This is a genomic window from Pseudarthrobacter raffinosi (assembly GCF_023913735.1).
Taxonomy (GTDB): domain Bacteria; phylum Actinomycetota; class Actinomycetes; order Actinomycetales; family Micrococcaceae; genus Arthrobacter; species Arthrobacter raffinosi.
This window is the reverse complement of record NZ_JAMXBH010000001.1, coordinates 317,838-332,942: the sequence shown is the minus strand read 5'-3', so window position 1 is coordinate 332,942 and position 15,105 is coordinate 317,838. Positions and strand designations below refer to the sequence as shown.

Here is a 15,105-nt window from a genome sequence, read left to right as displayed (position 1 = left end):
CCCAATGATGAAACCCACAAAACGCAAACCGCACCGCAACCCCCGGGGACTGTTCCTCGGGGCGGTGCTGGGCGCCGTCGCCGGTTACTTCCTTGGGCGCGTGTTCGGCAGTGGCGCCATCGGCATCATCCTCGGCGCGCTGGCAGGTGCTGCCCTGCTGTACCGGGTCAACCCGGGCCCCTGGAACCGTCCCTAGCTGTTGGGACGTGGCGCCAAATCCCGGTCCACCGGGGAGGGCCCACCCCTGCCGCCCGGGAGCTTTCCCACGATAAAATGAATCCGTGCCCCGCTGGCAGTTCCACTCGCCGCCCCCGGCCACATGGCAACGTTGCGACTCAGGCATATTGCCCATGTGGTGGGACCGGCTGTGCGCCCAAACCGGCCAGCAGTCCGCGGCCCTCTATGCCGCCGGACTCTTCACGGACGACCGGCGGCGGCCCATCGCGCAGTGGTTCAACGCCGCCTTCAACGCCGCCCTCCTGGTGGCCCCGGAGACCTCGCCTGAGTGGCCCGTGCAGCGCTTCGGGATCTTCTACGCACCACCGGCCTCCGGCTTCGTCCGCGTGTATTCAGCACCCCATGAATGGCATCCGCGCGAGCCCCGCAAGTACCCCACCGAGCAGGACGCCTTCCGCGCGGCCATTGCCGAGGCTGAGCGCTTCCTGCAGGTGGAAATGGACTTTGTGTGAATGCAAAAGATCCCCGCCCTCACAGAGGCCGGGGATCTTTTGTTTGTTTGCTCCTCCTGCTGGACTTGAACCAGCAACCCTTCGATTAACAGTCGAATGCTCTGCCAATTGAGCTAAGGAGGAATGAAGCAGGTACGACCTTAGCAAAGCTTTCCCAGGAATGGGAAATCGGCGGCGGTACACCACGAAATACCCTCCCCGGGTATAAAAAAATCCCCGTTCCGGAGATCCGGAACGGGGATTGTGCGCTCCTCCTGCTGGACTTGAACCAGCAACCCTTCGATTAACAGTCGAATGCTCTGCCAATTGAGCTAAGGAGGAATGAAGCGGGTACCAGCCTAACAAAGACACCCGCTGGAAGCGAAATCAGGAGTGAAATCGGCGCGTTTCAGGCGTCCGAGCGCAGTGCCCGGCGCTCCATTTCGAGCATCATCAGTTCCCTGTTGAGCCGCTGGAAATCCTCAGGGTTCGCTGCCGGATCCAGCCGTTGCAGCTGGCCCATCTTGTCCGCCTTGATCCTCGTGATCTGGAGCTCGAACAGCCGGGACAGAATGTCCTTGCAGTACTTCTGGACGGCTTCAGCGGTGCTCGCGGGAAGCGGCACCACAGCAAGCTCGGACACCAGCGGCCGGAGGGGTTCCGGGACTTCGTGCATCACTTGTTCCACCCAGCGCAGGGGCTCACCGATAAGTCCGGGACCCGAGGCGCGCATGGCGTCGTGCACGGCCTGGAACGCCGGCGTTACGAACCGTGCGGCCGCGAAGCGCTCCCAGATGCCGCCGCCCAGAAGGGCGGACTCCTGCAGCGCCACTTCCAGCGCCTGCCGCTCCATGGAGGCCACGGGGTCCCGGGGGTCGGGCCGCTGGTAGGAAGGGACGGCGCCCGACGTCGGCCCGGCAGCCACGCCGGGTCCGCCCGCCTGGGCGGAACCCGCCGCGGCGGACGCCATCTGGCCCGGGGCACCGGCGGGCGTTCCCGGTGCAGCCGGCCCGCCCGGGGCGGCACGCTTCATGGCGACGCCCACAGCCCGGCTGACGTCTTCAACCGAGATGCCGAGCCAGCCGGCCAGTTCCCGGGCATACTCGGGCCTGATGGCTGCGTCGCGGATCTGCGCCACCACCGGAGCCGATTCCCGCAGCGCGGCCACCCGGCCCTCCACGGTGTCCAGGTTGTGGCGCCTGAGCGTGGCCTTGATGGCAAACTCGAACAGCGGCCGGCGCGTGGCGATCAGGTCCTGCACGGCGGCGTCGCCCCTGCTTTGGCGCAGGTCGCAGGGGTCGGCGCCGGTGGGCTCCACGGCAACATAGGTCTGGGCGGTAAAGCGCTGGTCTTCCTCGAAGGCACGCAGTGCCGCCTTCTGCCCGGCGGCGTCACCGTCAAAGGTGAAGATGACCTCTCCCCCGGTGCCGTCGTCGGATAGCAAGCGGCGGGCGATCTTAATGTGCTCGGTGCCGAACGCCGTGCCGCAGGTGGCCACCGCCGTCGGAATTCCCGCCAGGTGGCAGGCCATCACGTCGGTGTATCCCTCCACCACCACGAGCTGGCGGTCTTTGGCGATGCTGCGCTTGGCGAGGTCGATCCCGTAGAGCACCTGGGACTTCTTGTAGAGCGTGGTTTCGGGAGTGTTGAGGTATTTGGGCCCCTGGTCGTCCTCGTAGAGTTTGCGGGCGCCGAAGCCGATGGTGTCGCCGGCGATATCGCGGATGGGCCAGATGAGCCTGCCACGGAACCGGTCATAGATGCCCCGGTTGCCTTCGGAGAACATGCCCGTTAGCTTCAGCTCCTGGTCCGTGAAGCCACGGCCGCGCAGGTGCTTCAGCAGCGCATCCCAGCCCTGCGGCGCGTAGCCCACGCCGAACTGCTCCGAGGCGGCGCGGTCAAAGCCGCGGCCGAACAGGAAGTTCCGGCCTTCGGCGGCCCCGGGCGTCAGCAGCTGGGCGCGGAAGTACTCATCGGCGATTTTGTGGGCATCCAGGAGGCGCTGGCGCTTGCCCACTTCCTCACGGTTGGGGCCGGTGCCGCCGTCTTCGTAGCGCAGTTCGTACCCGATGCGGGCCGCCAGCTTTTCCACTGCCTCGTGGAAAGAGGTGTGGTCCTGTTTCTGCACAAAGGCGATGACGTCCCCGTCTTCGCCGCACCCGAAGCAGTGGTACCTGCCCACCTGGGGGCGCACGGTGAACGACGGCGACCGCTCGTCGTGGAAGGGGCACAGGCCCTTGTAGGTTCCCAGCCCGGCACCCTTGAGCGTGACGTAGCCGTCAACCACTTCCTTGATGTCCGTGCGCTGGCGTACTTCGTCTATGTCTTCACGTTTGATCAGGCCAGCCACAGAGCCATCCTAGTCCCGGGGTCCGACAGCGAACGCGTCGCTATGGCGTCTGTCACCACAGCGAGGGAAGGCTCCCCACAAGCCGTTCGTACATTGCCAGCGCCGAGCCGTCTGTCAGCGACGCCACCTGATCGATGACCACCCTGAGCCGCGCGCCGTCGTCGGGCGCGTCCCGCCAGTCAGCCGCGAACATCGGCTCCAGGTGGCGGTCCCCCGTGGCGTTCAGGGCGGTGACCAGCGCGTGCAGCACCTCGCGCTGGCGCTCGTAGATGGGCTGGCGGTGTTCGGTGGTCATCACAAACGTGGTGGCCAGGCCCTTCATCACCGCGATCTCCATGACCGTCTCGTCCGGGACCATCAGCTCGGCGCTGTACCGCGTGAGGTTTTCCGGGCCGTAGACGGCACGGGTGGCCTCCAGGGCGCTCTGGCAGAACCGGCCGATCAGCTGGCTAGTCATGTTCTTCAGGGCGGCCATGGACTTGCGGCTGCCGTCGGCCTCGCGGACCCACACGTCGGTGGCTTCCAACCGGGCCAGGGCGGCGTCGATCGCGGCGGGGTCGTTGTGCGGGAGGTACCACTGCTTGGCGTAGCCCACCACACGGGCCCGGTGGTCCGGGTTGTCCATCCAGCGCAGCTGGAAGTGCCCGGCCACGATCGCGTCCTCGACGTCGTGCACGGAATAGGAAATGTCGTCGGCCAGGTCCATAACCTGCGCCTCCAGGCACGAGCGGCGTTCCGGCGCACCCTCCCTGATCCAGTTGAAGATGGGCAGATCGTCCTCATAGGCGCCGAACTTGCTGGTGCGCTGGCCGTGGATCACCGGCGCGTTCAGCGCGGACCAAGGGTATTTGGCCGCGGCATCCAGGCTGGCCCTCGTGAGGTTCAGGCCGGCCGGGCGCCCGTCGGTGGCCAGGACCTTGGGCTCCAGCCGGGTGAGGAGCCGGAGGGTCTGGGCGTTGCCTTCGAAGCCGCCGATGGCATGCGCCACCTCGTTCAGGGCGGACTCGCCGTTGTGCCCGAACGGCGGGTGCCCCAGGTCATGGCTCAGGCAGGCGGTGTCCACCACGTCCGGGTCGCAGCCCAGGGCGCGGCCCAGTTCCCGTCCCACCTGGGCAACCTCGAGGCTGTGGGTCAGCCGGGTGCGGACGAAGTCGTCGGTGTCCGGGGCAACTACCTGCGTTTTCGCGCCGAGGCGGCGCAGGGCGGAAGAGTGCAGCACCCGGGCGCGGTCCCGCTCAAAGTCGGAGCGGTAGTTGTTTTTGGGCGGTTCCTCCACCCAGCGGGCGGAATCGTGGGCCTCGTAGCCGGGCAGGGCCTGCGCCGTGGTGCGCGTCTCAGCCACCGGAAACATCCAGCTCCGCGGCGGAGATGTCCTGGGACTGCGCGGCGTTCAGGGCACGGGATTCCAGCCAGTCCTTGGGCAGGGCCGGCTTTTTGGGCGAGCCTGCGCGGCCGCGCGGGCCTTCGGCATCCACGCCGGGGTACGGCGAGCCCAGGTCCAGCTGGTCCAGCGTGTCGCGCAGCACCTCCAGGCTGGTCACCATGGCCAGTTTGGTCCGCAGTTCACTGCCCACCACATAGCCCTTGAAATACCAGGCCATGTGCTTGCGGATCTCCCGGAGCGCTTTGCCTTCATCACCGAAGGTTTCCACCATCAGCTCAGCGTGCCGGTAGACGCTCTCGGCCACCTTGCCCAGGTCCGGCTGGTGGCGGACATCGCTTCCCTCGAAGGCCGCCATCAGGTCGCCGAACAGCCACGGGCGGCCCTGGCAGCCACGGCCCACCACCACGCCGTCGACGCCGGTTTCGCGGACCATCCGGACAGCATCTTCCGCGGACCAGATATCGCCGTTGCCCAGGACAGGGATGTCCGGGAGCGCCTCGCGCAGGCGGGCGATTGCGGTCCAGTCGGCCTGGCCGGAGTAGAACTGCGCAGCGGTGCGGCCGTGGAGAGCGACGGCGGCGACCCCGGCATCGCGGGCGATCCGGCCGGCGTCGAGGTACGTCAGGTGGTCATCGTCGATGCCCTTGCGCATCTTGATGGTGAGCGGGACATTGCCCTTGGACGCTTCCTTGACCGCGGTCTGGACAATCGAGGTGAAGAGATCGGTCTTCCAGGGCAGGGCGGACCCGCCGCCGCGCCGGGTCACCTTGGGAACGGGGCAGCCGAAGTTCAGGTCGATATGGTCCGCGCGGTCCTCTTCGACAAGCATGCGCACTGCCTGGCCCACGGTAACGGGGTCCACGCCGTACAGCTGGACGGAGCGGACTTTTTCGTCGTCGTCGTGCGAGATGATGCGCAGGGATTCGGGTGTGCGTTCAACGAGGGCGCGTGAAGTGACCATCTCCGCCACGTACAGGCCGCCGCCGTATTCACGGCACAAACGACGAAAAGCGGAGTTGGTGATGCCCGCCATGGGAGCCAGGATCACGGGGGTGTCCACCGTGATGGGGCCCAGCTTCAGGGGCGGGAGTTCCAGCTTGGGGGCGGGAGGCGTTGCGGTAACAGTCACCTGTCCATTGTCGCAAAGGCGGGCAAATCGGCGCGCCGAGCCCATTTGGGTCGCCATGGCTTCGTTCAGTTGCCGTTCAGCCGCGGTCTGCCCGGCGCCCCCTCCAGGTGGTGGCAGGATCGGCGGAATCTTCCGTGGACTGCCGTGACCGCCTCTCAAAGGCGGCCGCTGCGAGCGCACCGGTATCGCCGACGTCGTCCGCGTTGATGGAAGCAGCGCCCGAGGTGCCATCGGGGCGGCGGTCTTCGTCCGGGACGCCAATGGCGGGCTGACCCGCCGTCCTGACGCCGGTGGCCTTAACCACCAGCACGGCGATCAGGGTGGTTACGGGGATGGCGAGGACCAGGCCTATGGAGCCGACGAGGGTGCGAATGACTTCCTCGGAAAGCTCGGCGCTGGTCAGGGTGTCCCCCAGCGGCCGGTTGTACAGCATCACGATGATCAGGATGGGCAAGGCTGCGCCGGCGTAGGCGAACGCGATGGTGTACACCGTGGAGGCGATATGGTCCCGGCCGATCCGCATGGCCGAGGTGAAGAGTTTGCGGGCGCTGGTGCCGGGAGCCAACTCGTAGAGTTCCCAAACGGCGGAGGACTGCGTGATGGTGACATCGTTCAGGACACCGAGTCCGGAGATGATGAGGCCGCACAGGATCACCCCGGAAATGGAGATGTTGGCCGAGGTATTGATGAGGGTGGTGGCGTCATGGCTGCCCACCCCGGCCAGGTTGGCGGCGTCGGTGGCCCAAGCTGCCAGCAGCGCCGTGATGGCCAGGCCGAACATGGTGCCCAGCAGTGCCGTGGATGTCCGCGCGGAGAAACCGTGGGCAAAATACAGGACCCCGATCATGATCACCGTTGACCCCACCAGCGCCAGCAGCAGGGGAGGTTTTCCCTCCACCAGGCCGGGCAGCATAAAGCCGGCAAGGACGAAGTACGCGCCCACCAGCCCCAGGAGTGCCCGGAATCCACGCCAGCGCGCCACCGCGATGACCACCAGGGCATAGAGGAGCGCCAGTATCACGATGGGCAGGGTCCGGACGAAGTCAACAAAGATGTAGCTCGGGGACCCCTGCGACGCCGAGGCGCCCTGGGCGTTGGAAAGGTTCAGGTACCTGATCTGGTCACCCGGTTTTACGCCGTGTGATTTCGCCACATCCGGACTGATCACCACTTTGACGGGGCTGCCGCCCTGGTCCGGTTCAGTAAAGGCAAACATGCAGTCGGAGCCGGCGGGGGCGGGCTGGCCGCTGGTGTCCGAGGATTGGCCAGGGGCGGCGGAGCCCTGCATGCAGCTTTCTTCCACGACGCTCTGGATCTTGCCCGTATCGAAGGTGACGCCGGGCGCCGCCGAATAGGGGCTGGCAAGGGAGATGCCGTCCTTGGACCCGGACGGCCACAGCATGGCCATGCCCGCCAGGGTCAGAAGCGTCAGCGGCACCAGCACCGCGGCCAGGATGCGGTTCGCCTTCCGGCGGGCAGCAATCGCCTGGGCCGTCGGCTCCGAATGATCTGTTGAAACGTGGGTGTGACCGGAGCCCATCAGCAGTTGAACCTCATACCTTGAACTCTACGTCCGGCGCCTTAAGGTTGGTAAATATCAGGAACCGGGAGGAACCACGCGTGACGGACCGCAGGACTGAATTCCACACCAACGAACCTGCTGCGAGGCGGGAGGCGGCACTCACTGTGCTGGCGGCCCCCGGGACAACGCGGGGCGTGGCACTGGTCCTGCACGGGGGCAAAGCACACAGCTATGAGCCCGTGGAGGCCCGCCACCTGAGCCCGCTGCGCATGGTCACGTTCGCCCGTCACCTGCACCGTGCCGGGAAGGACCACGGGCTGGCGGTGTGGTCCCTGCGGAACAGCGTGCGTGGCTGGAACGGGCCGGACAGGTCCGCACTGCAGGATGCCCGCTGGGCCCTCCAGCAAATCAGTGCGCAGCACCCTGGGGTTCCCGTGTATCTGGTGGGGCACTCAATGGGCGGCCTCACCGCCGTGACCGCCGCGGACCATCCGCAGGTGGACGCCGTGGTGGCGCTGGCCCCGTGGCTCGGCACGGAGACACCCGCCACCCCGCTCGCCGGACGCAAGGTCTTGATTGTCCACGGCACGGGAGACCATATGACCAGCCCGTCCCAGTCCTTGGCGTTTGCGCGCCGAGCCACCGGGACAGCAGCCTCCATGCAGTATGTTTCGCTGCGCGGTGCCGGGCATTTTATGGTGCGCCGCGGCCGGCTGTGGCACACGCTGGCCACCGGTTTTGTGATGAAGGCTTTCGCCGAGCGCACGCGGTTCACACACCAGGCCTCGAGCAAGCTGGCTGAACTGGTGCCAGGGTCCGCCGCTGAGGTGGCCATGTGAGCCCTTTTCCCTGGCCGGCGTTCGCGGCGTCGTTGCCCTGGACAGCACTGGCGGTCCTGGCGGTCCTGGCGCTGACGTTTGGTGTGGCCGTGCGGCAGGGCCGGCACTCGGTGATGGACGTCGCGTGGGGCCCCGGCTTCGTCGCGGTGGCCGTAGTGTCCTGGTTCCTGTCGGCCGGATCGGGCGATGACACCCGCCGCGCCTTGTTGCTTCTGCTGACGGCGGTCTGGGGGTTGCGGCTGGGCGGCCATATTGGCTGGCGGGCGCGCGACGGACATGAAGACCCGCGTTACAAGGCCCTGCTGGACCCGGCGGCCGGATCCAGGAACGCGTCTGCGCTCCGCCGTGTCTACCTGCCGCAGGGCGTGGTTATGTTTTTTGTGTCCCTGACGCTGCAGGTGGGGATGTTCGCCACCGGACCTGTGGGGTGGGTGGCCGGGCTCGGCGTCCTGCTGTGGGTGACGGGGTTTGTGTTAGAGACCGTGGGCGACTGGCAGCTGGCCCGGTTCAAGAAGGATACGTCCCGCCGCGGCACGGTGTTGGATACCGGTTTGTGGCGGTATACCCGGCATCCCAACTATTTCGGCGACGCGGCTATCTGGACGGGGCTGTTCCTCATCGCCGCAGACTCCTGGCCGGGCATCCTGACCATCCTGTCCCCGGCACTGATGGTGTGGACGCTGGCCGGGAAGACCGGGAAGCCCTTGACGGAAAAGGCGATGTCCGGGCGGCCCGGTTACCGGGAATACGTCGAGGCAACCAGCGGCTTCATCCCGTGGCCGCCTAAACGCCGGTAACCTCCCCCGGGCGGGGTCAGTCCGAGACGATCAGCGTTTCGGCACCGGCCTGGCGCGCCTTGCCGGATTCCAGCAAGGGCTCGACGGCGGCGCGCAGCGCGGTCATCGAATCGTCCAGTTCCAGCATGACCGGGTGCTGGTACGCGAGGAGCGAGAGCAGGTCACGGACGGCGGCTGCGGCGTCGTCTGCCTCAAGCGCGGGTTCGTGGCCCACAAACACATCCGTGGCCTTTGCGCCCTGGGCCGAAGCATCCGCCGTCGGGTCCTGGGCTGCCTCCGCATAGCTCACCGCAAAGGCACGGATCCGGCCCTTCTTGCTGGGGGAAACCCCGGCGCCAAAGGCGGATCCCGGCTCGGCGCGCAGCACCAGCGCACCGTGGGCGCCGGTGAGGTCATCCAGGAACAGCTTCTGCACCTGCCCCACCGACAGCACGCCCGGCGAATCCCAGCCGTGGATCGACGTGTAATACCGCCCCACGACGTCGGTCAGCTCAACCGAGCCGGTGGCGAGGTCCATCACGACGTCGGAGCCGGCGTTTTCGTCGTTGGCCAGCCCGCCGCCGTCGTTCTTCGCAGGGAACACGGGCAGCTTGAGTGCGCCCGGCTCCACCACCACCAGCCGGGAACGCTGGATGGGCGCGAGCCCGAACGCCTCGGCGAACGCGGCCCCCGGAGTGCCCGGCTGCACTTTCGCGCGCAGCCGGGTAACGCCCGACGGCGCCTGCTCGGCTTCGCGGCGCAGCATGGTCAGGAGCGTGGCACCGATGCCGGCGCGGCGGTGATCGCGCGCCACCTCGATGTAGGTCCACAGCCGCTCCGGGTGCAGCGAGGCCTCGTAAACCATGCCCGCCGCCACCGGAATGCCGACGCCGTCAATGACGTCCTCGGCCACGATGCAGCGCCGCCAGGGGGTGCCGTCCGTGCCGGCTGAGGAGACGGTCAGGGCACCGCGGAACTGCCGGGCCTGCTCGGTCTCCGGGCCGCCCCAGATTTCCAGCAGCGTCAGGTCATCGCCCTCACGCCATTCGCGGTATTCGATCGCCATGCTCAGGCGCCGATCAGGCGGGCGGCCAAGTAGCCTTCCACCTTGTCCAGCGAGACGCGTTCCTGGCTCATGGAGTCGCGTTCACGGATGGTCACGGCCTGGTCCTCGAGGGTGTCGAAGTCCACGGTGATGCAGAACGGGGTGCCGATCTCATCCTGGCGGCGGTAGCGGCGGCCGATCGCGCCGGCGTCGTCGAAGTCGATGTTCCAGTTCTTGCGCAGCTGCGCGCCCAGGTCCTTGGCCTTCGGCGAGAGGTCCTCGTTGCGGCTCAACGGCAGCACCGCAGCCTTGACGGGGGCCAGGCGCGGGTCAAGGCGCAGGACGGTACGGACGTCGACGCCGCCCTTGGCGTTGGGTGCCTCGTCCTCGGTGTACGCGTCCACCAGGAACGCCATGAAGGAACGGGTCAGGCCTGCGGCCGGCTCGATCACGTACGGGGTGTAGCGCTCGTTGGTGGCCTGGTTGAAGTAGCTCAGGTCCTGGCCGGAGGCCTTGGAGTGCGTGGAGAGGTCGAAGTCGGTGCGGTTGGCGATGCCTTCGAGCTCGCCCCATTCGGAGCCCTGGAAGCCGAAGCGGTATTCGATGTCCGTGGTGCCCTTGGAGTAGTGGCTGAGCTTGTCCAGCGGGTGCTCGAAGAAGCGCAGGTTCTCTTCCCGGATGCCCAGGCCGGTGTACCAGGACATGCGCTCTTTCATCCAGTACTGGTGCCACTCTTCGTCCGTGCCGGGCTCGACGAAGAACTCCATTTCCATCTGCTCGAACTCACGGGTGCGGAAGATGAAGTTGCCCGGTGTGATCTCGTTCCGGAAGGACTTGCCGATCTGGCCGATGCCGAAGGGCGGCTTCTTGCGGGAGGTGGTCAGGACGTTGCTGAAGTTCACGAATATGCCCTGGGCCGTTTCGGGGCGCAGGTAGTGCATGCCTTCGTCGCTGGCCACCGGGCCGAGGAAGGTCTTGAGCAGGCCGGAGAACTCCTGGGGTTCGGTCCATTCGCCGCGCGTGCCGCAGTTGACGCAGGCAATGTCCTTCAGGCCGTTCTCGGCGGGGCGGCCCTTCTTTTCTTCGTACTCTTCCTCGAGGTGGTCGGCACGGTAGCGCTTGTGGCAGGAGAGGCACTCCACGAGCGGGTCCGAGAAGACATCAACGTGGCCGGAGGCTTCCCATACCTGGCGGGGCAGGATGACGGAGGAATCCAGGCCCACCACGTCCTCGCGGCCGCGGACCATGGACTGCCACCACTGGCGCTTGATGTTTTCCTTCAGCTCGGCGCCGAGGGGTCCGTAGTCCCAGGCAGAGCGCGAGCCTCCGTAGATTTCACCGGCCTGGAACACAAAGCCCCTTCGCTTGGAAAGGGAAATGACCTGGTCGAGTACGGATTTTGCTGCCATGGTGGACTCCAATTTCTACAGGGCCGCTGGGTGCGGTCCGCGGGTATCTGGCCCCGCTGCACGTGGGTGCATCACCGCTGGGTGCGGGCGGGGCGGGCGAAGGAACGAGATGCAGAGAACTGCGTGTCCTAGCCTACCGGCCGCTGCCTCCGGAAGGCGCCCCGCGGCCACGGCAGTGTGGCCAGGATGATGGCGGCCAGCGTCAGCAGTGTGCCCAGGACGGTGGCCGGGGCCACGACGCTCCCGGGGGCCGGCACCAGGAGGTCCAGCCCCAGGGAGCCAAGGAGCTGTCCGGCGATCATGCCGAGCCCGGTCACCAGCACTCCCAGCTCCGATGCCCAGCCGGTCCACCAGCAGCCCGCTCAGGGTCTGCCCGGTCACGGCGGCGACGGTAAACAGTGCCACGCCCAGGATGCCCACGGTGAAGGACTGCGCGAAGACAAATAGGGCGCCGATGCCGCCGGCCAGCACGTATACGGGCGGGAAAGCCCGGGTCCGGACCGCCGGCAGGATCCTGGCCAGACCGGCGCGGCCGCTGGGCAGGATCAGGGAGATCAGGATCATCACCACCAGGTCGGTGCTGAAACCCACCACGGCCGAGGCGATGCCGTCGTTGAGCCGGACGCCGAGGGCCCCGTTGATCCGGCCCTGGACGGGAATGGCCAGTCCCGCGCCGACGGCCAGCGGGAGCCCCGCGAAGCGCGGCATCCGTGGGGTGTGGGTCATTGGATTCACCTTACGTCAGGCATTATTGCTTGTATGAGCAACCAGGACATTCAAGAGATCCCCATCCGCGACAGCATGATCCGTCTTGGCCAGCTCCTGAAGCTCGCCAGCCTGGTGGAGGACGGCGTGGAAGCCGCCGAGCTGATCAAAAATGGACTCGTCAAGGTCAACGGCGAGATCGAGGACCGCCGCGGACGCCAGCTGCACCACGGCGACACCGTCACCGTCAACGGGCAGACCGTGCAGGTTGTGGCACCGGAAGCCTGATTTAACAGGCCTGGCTCAGCCTCAGTCGGTGAGGACAGCGTAAGCGGCCGGCGGCACTGTGCCGCCGGCCGCCGTCGTACGTTTATTTGTTCAGCACCTCGTGCGTCAGGAACTCGGAGACGTGCCCGATTTCCTGCTGGTTGATGCCGTGCCACATGCCCGTGTATAGGACCTTGGTGAGCTTGACGTGCCCGCGCACCCAGCCCATGGTGTACTCGATCTTGTCGGGCGTGATCACGGGGTCCTGCTGGTCGCGGCCCCAGAAGAGCGGCACTGTACCGTCCAGTTCGCCATCCTTGAACGTGGGGTCCCCGTCCGCGTTGACCACAAAACCGGAAAGCCCGACGACGGCGGCGTAGTCAGCGGGGCGCTGCCGGAGCAGCGTGGTGGCCATCGCCATTCCCATGGAAAAGCCGAGCAGCGTCACCGTCGGGTGGTCGGCCTTGACGGTGTCAATCCAGTCCTGCACGTAACCGGCGCCAGCTTTGACGGCGTCGAGCGTGTATTCGATGGAGGCCGTCAGGGGGAACCACATAAACCCGGGGCCCGTAGCCAGGGGCGCCCGGAGCGAAGCAACTACAAAGTCTTCGGGAAGCATATCCGCCAGGCTAAGCAAGTCCTGTTCGTTGGCGCCGTAGCCGTGGAGCAGCACCAGCAGCGGCTTTCCGGTGCGCTGGTCCTCCGGCCGGGACCACAGAACAACGGGGGCGGGAAATACTTGGGCGTCAGTCATGGTTCCATTCTTACAGTTACCCGGCGGTAACTACCTACGGTGGCGTAGCTTGTGAGCAAGGAGGCAGGATAGGACCGTGAATGACACAAAAGCCATGCAGAGCCCGCCCAGGGCCACGGAAGCCCACCCCTGGAGCCGCTATGTGGCGATGGGAGATTCGTTCACCGAGGGCATCGGCGACCCGGACCCCACAAGCCCCGGCGGCTTCCGCGGCTGGGCGGACCGCGTGGCCGAGGAACTGGGCAGGGGCCAGGCGGACTTCGCCTATGCCAACCTGGCCGTCCGCGGCCGGCTGCTGCAGCAGATCGTGGACCAACAGCTCGCTCCGTGCCTGGCGCTTAAGCCGGACCTGATAACCCTTTCCGCCGGCGGCAACGATCTCATCAGGCCGGGCGGCGACCCCGACGCCCTCGCCGAAAAACTTGATTCAGTGGTCCAGATCCTGGCCACGGGCGGCGCCACGGTGGTGCTGTTCAACGGTCCGGATACCGGATCCTCGGTCCTGGGACGGATCCGCAGCAAGGTGGCCATCTACAACGAGAACCTCCGCACAGTGGCCGCCCGCCATGACGCCATCATCGCCGACATGTGGTCGCTCAAGCAGCTGAACGATCCGCAGATGTGGGACGAAGACCGCCTGCATTTTTCGCCGCTGGGACACCACACCATCGCCGCCATGGTGCTGGAATCGCTCAACGTGGACCACACGCTCGAGCCTCTCCGGCCCAAGCCCCTGCCCACCCGCACGTGGCGGACAGCCCGCTCCGAGGACCTGGTGTGGGCCCGCGAGTACTTTGTCCCGTGGGTGGTGCGGCGGCTGCGCCACCGCTCCTCCGGCGACGGAATCACCGCAAAACGCCCGACGCCGGGACCCGTGTTCGGCCCGGGCGTTCCGTTGGGTTCCGGCGAGGGGCCGCTGGGCACCACCGACGCCCGGCGCTAGCGGCGGCCCGGCGTGACCGGCGGCCCGGCGTGACCGGCGGCCCGGCGTGACCGGCGGCCCGGCGTGACCCCGGGACAGCTCCCCCGGACGGGCATGAATCCGGATGAGGTAGTGCGGCGGCGGCTTCACGCCCAACGGCTGCGCGGGCCCGGCCTGGGCGCCCCGGAGGACGCCGTCCGGCACTTGCTGGCTGTCCAGGCGCAGGAGTTTCCTTACGCCCGCTGGAGCCTGGCGCAAAGGACCGGCAGTCTTGGACCTGCCGTTGGGGCCCCGTCTCACCGGGTTGCTGCCACCTCGACTTCGGTGGCCACAGCCGCGGAGGTGGAGGAGGCGGTGTCCGACGGGCGCATCCTGCGCACCCATATCCTGCGGCCCACCTGGCATTTTGTGCACCGCGAGGACCTTCGCTGGCTGACGGCCTTGTCCGCGCCGCGGCTTCACCAGGGCAACGCGGGCATGTCCCGGCAGACCGGGATTGATGCCGCCGCCGCTGACCGGAGCGGACAGGTCCTGGCCGAAGCCGTCCGGGGCGGCTCACACCTGACCCGCGAACAGCTGGCCTCGCGGCTGCAGGACGAAGGGTTCGCGGCCACCGGCTTCCAGCTGGCCTACCTGATCATGCACGCCGAGATCAGCGGAATCCTGACCAGCGGGTCGCCAGTGCGCAGCCGGGGCGGGTCCCTGAAGCAGACCTACGCCCTTTTTGACGAGCGTGTACCTGCCGGCCCGCCCGGGCCTCCCACCCGGGCCGAAGCGCTCAGCGAGCTCGTCCGGCGCTACTTCACCAGCCGCGGTCCGGCCACCGTCAAGGACTGCGCCGATTGGTCCGGGCTCACCATGGCCGACGTGCGCCTCGGCCTCCAACAGACCCTGGCGGCTGCTCCCGAAACGCTGGCAACGTTGGTGATTGACGGCGTCGAGCATTATTTCGACGCCGGCGCGGAGGGCGGTTCGGAGGCCGGCAACGCCACGGCCGCGGCAGGACCGCGGATCGACCTGATCCAGTGCTACGACGAATACGTGATGGGCTATTCAGCAACTCGGCACGATCTGGGCGGCAGCGCTCCGGCGTTCCCGGTCGCCGGGGATCCGATGCATGTGGTGCTGCTGGACGGGCGGATGGCCGGCTGCTGGCGGCACACCATGTTCTCCGGCCGCTGTGAGCTGGATATCCGGCTGTCCGCTGCCGCGGACCGGGCCACGGAAGATGCCGTGCAGGACGCCGTGGACCGGTACGGGGCCTTCCTGGGGATCCCGGCCGCGCGTGTGGGCTCCGGGGTTAAGCTGGAAGGACACATATGAGAGGCGCTACAC

At 67.2% G+C, this 15,105-nt stretch carries 14 protein-coding genes, 2 tRNA genes and 1 pseudogene; 7 read left to right on the top strand and 10 right to left on the bottom strand.

Annotated elements, in window-relative coordinates; all coding sequences use genetic code 11:
- Positions 1-4: 4 nt before the first annotated feature.
- Together NG698_RS01490 and NG698_RS01485 are read left to right on the top strand one after the other, a co-directional pair.
- Positions 5-196 (top strand): hypothetical protein, encoded by a 192-nt coding sequence (locus NG698_RS01490; RefSeq protein WP_252599983.1) that lies wholly within the window; start codon positions 5-7, stop codon positions 194-196.
- A gap of 85 nt (positions 197-281) precedes the next feature.
- Complete coding sequence (locus tag NG698_RS01485; RefSeq protein ID WP_252607866.1) at positions 282-689, top strand: hypothetical protein; 408 nt, start codon at positions 282-284, stop codon at positions 687-689.
- A gap of 50 nt (positions 690-739) precedes the next feature.
- On the opposite strand, the gene NG698_RS01480 is transcribed toward NG698_RS01485, so the two are convergent.
- The 6 genes from NG698_RS01480 to NG698_RS01455 form a co-directional block, all read right to left on the bottom strand.
- Positions 740-812 (bottom strand) — tRNA-Asn (locus tag NG698_RS01480).
- A 125-nt stretch (positions 813-937) separates the two neighbouring features.
- Positions 938-1,010: transfer RNA gene (locus NG698_RS01475), tRNA-Asn, on the bottom strand.
- 67 nt (positions 1,011-1,077) lie between these two features.
- Entirely contained in the window at positions 1,078-3,018 is a 1,941-nt protein-coding gene (dnaG, locus tag NG698_RS01470; RefSeq protein WP_252607865.1) for a DNA primase, read from the bottom strand.
- 52 nt (positions 3,019-3,070) lie between these two features.
- A complete protein-coding gene (locus NG698_RS01465; RefSeq protein ID WP_252599980.1) occupies positions 3,071-4,369 on the bottom strand; it encodes a deoxyguanosinetriphosphate triphosphohydrolase in 1,299 nt (432 codons plus the stop codon).
- A complete protein-coding gene (dusB, locus tag NG698_RS01460) occupies positions 4,353-5,531 on the bottom strand; it encodes a tRNA dihydrouridine synthase DusB (RefSeq protein ID WP_252599979.1) in 1,179 nt (392 codons plus the stop codon). Before dusB ends, NG698_RS01465 begins: the two co-directional genes overlap by 17 nt.
- 76 nt (positions 5,532-5,607) lie before the next feature.
- Positions 5,608-7,071, bottom strand: a complete 1,464-nt coding sequence (locus NG698_RS01455) for a YibE/F family protein (RefSeq protein WP_252607864.1) — start codon at positions 7,069-7,071, stop codon at positions 5,608-5,610.
- An 80-nt stretch (positions 7,072-7,151) separates the two neighbouring features.
- Between NG698_RS01455 and NG698_RS01450 the strand changes: the two genes are divergently transcribed.
- Positions 7,152-7,892, top strand: coding sequence for an alpha/beta hydrolase (locus NG698_RS01450; RefSeq protein ID WP_252607863.1), 741 nt, complete (start codon positions 7,152-7,154; stop codon positions 7,890-7,892).
- Complete coding sequence (locus NG698_RS01445; protein ID WP_252607862.1) at positions 7,889-8,689, top strand: DUF1295 domain-containing protein; 801 nt, start codon at positions 7,889-7,891, stop codon at positions 8,687-8,689. The genes NG698_RS01450 and NG698_RS01445 overlap by 4 nt, the downstream gene beginning before the upstream one ends.
- A gap of 16 nt (positions 8,690-8,705) precedes the next feature.
- On the opposite strand, the gene NG698_RS01440 is transcribed toward NG698_RS01445, so the two are convergent.
- The 3 genes and pseudogenes from NG698_RS01440 to NG698_RS01430 form a co-directional block, all read right to left on the bottom strand.
- Complete coding sequence (locus NG698_RS01440; RefSeq protein WP_252607861.1) at positions 8,706-9,734, bottom strand: GNAT family N-acetyltransferase; 1,029 nt, start codon at positions 9,732-9,734, stop codon at positions 8,706-8,708.
- 2 nt (positions 9,735-9,736) lie between these two features.
- Positions 9,737-11,122, bottom strand: coding sequence for a glycine--tRNA ligase (locus NG698_RS01435; protein ID WP_058929547.1), 1,386 nt, complete (start codon positions 11,120-11,122; stop codon positions 9,737-9,739).
- Between the two features lie 128 nt (positions 11,123-11,250).
- Positions 11,251-11,848, bottom strand: a pseudogene (locus tag NG698_RS01430) (DMT family transporter).
- Positions 11,849-11,881: 33 nt separating this feature from the next.
- Here NG698_RS01430 and NG698_RS01425 point away from each other — a divergent pair.
- The gene (locus NG698_RS01425; protein WP_252607860.1) at positions 11,882-12,115 is read left to right on the top strand and encodes an RNA-binding S4 domain-containing protein; all 234 of its coding nucleotides are present in this window, start codon (positions 11,882-11,884) and stop codon (positions 12,113-12,115) included.
- Positions 12,116-12,197: 82 nt separating this feature from the next.
- Here the strand turns inward: NG698_RS01425 and NG698_RS01420 are convergent, their stop codons facing one another.
- The gene (locus tag NG698_RS01420) at positions 12,198-12,848 is read right to left on the bottom strand and encodes an alpha/beta hydrolase (RefSeq protein WP_252599973.1); all 651 of its coding nucleotides are present in this window, start codon (positions 12,846-12,848) and stop codon (positions 12,198-12,200) included.
- Between the two features lie 94 nt (positions 12,849-12,942).
- On the opposite strand from NG698_RS01420, the gene NG698_RS01415 reads away from it, so the two are divergent.
- Both NG698_RS01415 and NG698_RS01410 read left to right on the top strand, forming a co-directional pair.
- Positions 12,943-13,791, top strand: a complete 849-nt coding sequence (locus NG698_RS01415) for an SGNH/GDSL hydrolase family protein (protein ID WP_252600047.1) — start codon at positions 12,943-12,945, stop codon at positions 13,789-13,791.
- Positions 13,792-13,884: 93 nt separating this feature from the next.
- Complete coding sequence (locus NG698_RS01410) at positions 13,885-15,093, top strand: winged helix DNA-binding domain-containing protein (RefSeq protein WP_252607859.1); 1,209 nt, start codon at positions 13,885-13,887, stop codon at positions 15,091-15,093.
- Positions 15,094-15,105: the final 12 nt, after the last annotated feature.

What these genes read in the sequence shown, in the direction of transcription:
- NG698_RS01455 (WP_252607864.1), bottom strand. Translation starts at nt 7,071, where the DNA reads ATGGGCTCCGGTCACACCCACGTTTCAACAGATCATTCGGAGCCGACG.
- NG698_RS01440 (WP_252607861.1), bottom strand. Translation starts at nt 9,734, where the DNA reads ATGGCGATCGAATACCGCGAATGGCGTGAGGGCGATGACCTGACGCTG.
- NG698_RS01410 (WP_252607859.1), top strand. Translation starts at nt 13,885, where the DNA reads ATGAATCCGGATGAGGTAGTGCGGCGGCGGCTTCACGCCCAACGGCTG.
- NG698_RS01465 (WP_252599980.1), bottom strand. Translation starts at nt 4,369, where the DNA reads ATGTTTCCGGTGGCTGAGACGCGCACCACGGCGCAGGCCCTGCCCGGC.
- NG698_RS01425 (WP_252607860.1), top strand. Translation starts at nt 11,882, where the DNA reads ATGAGCAACCAGGACATTCAAGAGATCCCCATCCGCGACAGCATGATC.
- NG698_RS01415 (WP_252600047.1), top strand. Translation starts at nt 12,943, where the DNA reads ATGCAGAGCCCGCCCAGGGCCACGGAAGCCCACCCCTGGAGCCGCTAT.
- NG698_RS01420 (WP_252599973.1), bottom strand. Translation starts at nt 12,848, where the DNA reads ATGACTGACGCCCAAGTATTTCCCGCCCCCGTTGTTCTGTGGTCCCGG.
- NG698_RS01490 (WP_252599983.1), top strand. Translation starts at nt 5, where the DNA reads ATGATGAAACCCACAAAACGCAAACCGCACCGCAACCCCCGGGGACTG.
- NG698_RS01435 (WP_058929547.1), bottom strand. Translation starts at nt 11,122, where the DNA reads ATGGCAGCAAAATCCGTACTCGACCAGGTCATTTCCCTTTCCAAGCGA.